Source organism: Mesorhizobium sp. M7A.F.Ca.ET.027.03.2.1 (genome assembly GCF_003999175.1).
Classification (GTDB): Bacteria; Pseudomonadota; Alphaproteobacteria; order Rhizobiales; family Rhizobiaceae; genus Mesorhizobium.
This window is the reverse complement of the sequence record NZ_RZOM01000712.1, coordinates 1-3,258: the sequence shown is the minus strand read 5'-3', so window position 1 is coordinate 3,258 and position 3,258 is coordinate 1. Positions and strand designations below refer to the sequence as shown.

The following is a 3,258-nucleotide window of genomic DNA, read 5'->3' as shown; positions in this document are numbered from 1 at the left end:
AGGCATAGCCGTGGCCGGCGAAATAGGGATGCGTCAGCTGATCGCGAAAGATGGTGCCGTCGCGCTTGCGGTAGGGCAGATGCTCGAGGATTGCCGGCACCGGATCGTCGCCGGCATCCTCCGGCATCCAGACCCGCGCCGAGAGCCGGCAGCCGTCCGGCATGACGATCCCCATGTCCGGGAATTCGACGACCTTGCGGGAAAATTCGGTGACAGTTTTCATGGCCCGCATAACGCCCCGCGGCGCGGCAACTTTCAATCGCCATTCGCGACTGGAGCAGCGAAAAATGCGACCTGTGCCGCTACCGCAATTCATCCAGCAGTTCGGGATATTTTTCCAGCAATGTCATCAGTTGAATGGTCGGGCCGCTTGGCTCGATCAGGCCTCGTTCATATTTGTCGAAAGCATTCTCGCCGACCTTGAACAGGGATCCCGCTTCGCGCTGCGACAGATTGAGCTTTGTGCGCATGCGGCGGATGGTTGCCGGGGCCGGCACACCATCGATCTTCTCCTTGAGGACACGGAGCGCGGCATCGACGGCAGCCATGTCGCCTCCGACATGCACACCCTCGTCACCGGATGCTGGATAGTAACCCGGAAGGTCGACAACTATGCTCTCGCCCTTGTACGCTACGGTGAATGGACGCACTTCACGCTTGAGCGTTTCCCCGGTTTCGGGGGAAATCATGGTCTGATTTTCTTCTCTTGTCGCCATGGTCATTTCTCCTTGAACGACATGACCGTGAACTCGGTCACGACATCCGCTTGGAATTTCACGTAGAGGATGAGGTCGCGCGTCGGCACGTGATAGACATCCTGCCAGACCCGATGATCCGCAAAGGTCGTCATGGACTTCACGAACATTTTCCTCGTCATGCCGCCGATTACCTCGACGACGCCGGCACGGTCGAAGCCAAGGCCAGTGGCATCCCGCAGAGCGGACGTCGTGATCGCCAGCGTATCGACAGACCCGAATGTCGTCTTGATGGCATCAAGATCGTAGGTGGGCCTGCGTTTCTCCATGCCATAATATGCCACCATAAAGGTGGCAATTCAAGAACCTCCACGGCAGGCCTGACAGCCTAGTTCAGCGGAATGTCGTTATCGTCCTTGTTCGCTTGATAGACGCCGGACAACTCATCGTAGCGCGCCGAAATCGCGCCGATACGTGTTTCCAGCCGTTGCCGCTCGGCTTCGGGCAAAGTTCGCACCAACCGACGTATGGAAAAGCTCTTCCAGTAGGCATTCTCGGCATTGTAGCCGCCGGGATCGAGGGTGAAGACCTCTTTCAGGATTTTCAGGTCGTGCGGGATGGCAAAGCTGTCGCGCGAATCCTCGTGGCTGAACAGATAGTAGAAATTGTCGAAGCCGGTCCAGGTGATAGCCGACAGGCAGAGCGAGCAGGGTTCGTGCGTGGCGATGAAGATGGCGTCTTTCGTATCGACGCGTTCAGCCCTGGGCATTTCGTAGAAGCGCTTCAGGCAGTGCACCTCGCCGTGCCAGAGCGGGTTTTCCATCTCGTTGTTGGTTTCGGCCAGCACCAGCGACCGGTCGTCCTTGCGCAGGATCGCGGCGCCGAACAGCTTGTTGCCATGGGTGACGCCGTCGGCGGTCTTCGGCACGATGTCGTGCTCGATAATGTCGAGCAGGCGGTCGATCAGCGAAATATCCGTCATCAGGGGGTCTCCTGCCGCATGTCGCCCAAAGTGCCCCCGGGTTTGGGGTAACGACACGCACAAAAAATTAAGGGAGATGGATCTCGTAGGCGTGCGAGAAATGGAACTCTTCGAGATTGGAGCCGTCGCCGCCACGGTCGACGATCAGGAAATCCTGAGGCTCGCCGAGCGGCGTCAGCACGCCATGCCAGAGATTGCGCCGGTAATTGATGCCTTGGCCGGGTGCGGTGATGAAGGCATACGGCTCATCAGGCCCTTGCTCGCCGTCATGGCAGACGACGACCAGGAATGGACGCGGCGACAGCGGGATGAAGGCCTGGCTGCCGAAGGGGTGGCGCTCGACCATGCTCAGCTTCAGCGGCAGTTCGTAAGGCGTGCCGCGCACCATCGAGATTAGCACGCGGGCATTCGGTCCGATCGCCTCGGCGGTCGCCAGATCGTGATAGCGTTCCGCGCGGCCGCCATTGATCGGGTAGTGGTTGTCGCCGCCCATATCGATGACGTCGCCGAACGGAGCAAAGCTCTCGCGGGTCAGTGGCCGCGTAATGATCCGCGTCACGGCGTCCGCCCGGGGACACCGACGCCGCCGAGCTTGGCGTGCCGGTTCACGTCCTTGTAGAGCAGATAGCGGAATTTGCCCGGGCCGCCCGCATAGCAGGCCTGCGGGCAGAAGGCGCGCAGCCACATATAGTCGCCGGCCTCGACCTCGACCCAGTCCTGGTTGAGGCGATAGACCGCCTTGCCTTCCAGCACATAGAGCCCGTGCTCCATGACATGGGTCTCGGCGAAGGGAATGACCGCACCCGGTTCAAGCGTGACGATGGTCATGTGCATGTCGTGGCGCAAATCGGCTGGATCGACGAAACGCGTCGTCGCCCAGCGGCCCTCGGTGCCGGGCATCGGCGTCGGCGCGATCTCCTGTTCGTTGGCGAAGAAGGCCTCCGGCACATCGAGACCGTCGACCGCCTCGTAAGCCTTGCGAATCCAGTGGAAGCGAACATCGGCTTTGCCTTCGTTGCGAACCTTCCAGCCGCTGGCCGGCGGCAGGAAGGCAAAGCCGCCGGGCCTTAAACTATGCTTTTTGCCCTGAAGCAGAACCGTCAGCTCGCCTTCGACCACGAACAGCGCGCCTTCGGCACCGGCATCGGGTTCCGGCCGGTCGCTGCCGCCGCCTGGCGCAACCTCGACTATGTATTGCGAGAACGTCTCGGCAAAACCCGACAGCGGTCGCGACAATATCCAGACGCGGGTCTCGTCCCAGAACGGCAAGGCACTGGTGACGATATCCTGCATCACACCCCGAGGAATGACGGCATAGGCCTCGGTGAAGACGGCGCGGCCGGTCAGAAGCTCGCTCTGGCCGGGGAGGCCGCCATGTGGTGCGTAATAGGTTCGCTCGGGCATTCTGATCGTATCCATGGGTTCAAACCTATTGCGGAAGCATGTCCTTGAGGCGGAGCAGCGCGATGCGCTCGACCTGTTTGCAGGCGGTCTCGAACTCGACGCCGCGGCTATTGCCGATGCGCGCCTCGAACTCCGCCAGGATTTCTTGCCTCGTCTTGCCCTTCACCGCGATGATGA

7 protein-coding genes are annotated in these 3,258 nt (G+C 60.8%); all 7 read right to left on the bottom strand.

Annotated features, from left to right (window positions below; all coding sequences use genetic code 11):
• On the bottom strand, positions 1–223 hold a 223-nt coding region (locus EN750_RS25450), incomplete at its 3' end, for a CocE/NonD family hydrolase (RefSeq protein WP_281062322.1).
• Positions 224–302: 79 nt separating this feature from the next.
• Entirely contained in the window at positions 303–722 is a 420-nt protein-coding gene (locus EN750_RS25445) for a type II toxin-antitoxin system MqsA family antitoxin (RefSeq protein ID WP_245482809.1), read from the bottom strand.
• The gene (locus EN750_RS25440) at positions 719–1,042 is read right to left on the bottom strand and encodes a type II toxin-antitoxin system MqsR family toxin (RefSeq protein ID WP_245482808.1); all 324 of its coding nucleotides are present in this window, start codon (positions 1,040–1,042) and stop codon (positions 719–721) included. Before EN750_RS25440 ends, EN750_RS25445 begins: the two co-directional genes overlap by 4 nt.
• A 41-nt stretch (positions 1,043–1,083) precedes the next feature.
• Complete coding sequence (locus EN750_RS25435; RefSeq protein WP_127398178.1) at positions 1,084–1,677, bottom strand: nucleoside deaminase; 594 nt, start codon at positions 1,675–1,677, stop codon at positions 1,084–1,086.
• 67 nt (positions 1,678–1,744) lie between these two features.
• Positions 1,745–2,236, bottom strand: a complete 492-nt coding sequence (locus tag EN750_RS25430) for an ureidoglycolate lyase (RefSeq protein ID WP_127398176.1) — start codon at positions 2,234–2,236, stop codon at positions 1,745–1,747.
• The gene (locus EN750_RS25425; RefSeq protein ID WP_127398174.1) at positions 2,233–3,096 is read right to left on the bottom strand and encodes a bifunctional allantoicase/(S)-ureidoglycine aminohydrolase; all 864 of its coding nucleotides are present in this window, start codon (positions 3,094–3,096) and stop codon (positions 2,233–2,235) included. The genes EN750_RS25430 and EN750_RS25425 overlap by 4 nt, the downstream gene beginning before the upstream one ends.
• A gap of 10 nt (positions 3,097–3,106) precedes the next feature.
• The coding region (locus EN750_RS25420; protein WP_281062323.1) for a 2-oxo-4-hydroxy-4-carboxy-5-ureidoimidazoline decarboxylase at positions 3,107–3,258 on the bottom strand (152 nt) is incomplete at its 5' end.

Bases quoted from the DNA above. Each gene is read 5' to 3' on its own strand.
- EN750_RS25440 (WP_245482808.1), bottom strand. From the start codon at position 1,042: ATGGTGGCATATTATGGCATGGAGAAACGCAGGCCCACCTACGATCTT.
- EN750_RS25445 (WP_245482809.1), bottom strand. From the start codon at position 722: ATGACCATGGCGACAAGAGAAGAAAATCAGACCATGATTTCCCCCGAA.
- EN750_RS25425 (WP_127398174.1), bottom strand. From the start codon at position 3,096: ATGGATACGATCAGAATGCCCGAGCGAACCTATTACGCACCACATGGC.
- EN750_RS25435 (WP_127398178.1), bottom strand. From the start codon at position 1,677: ATGACGGATATTTCGCTGATCGACCGCCTGCTCGACATTATCGAGCAC.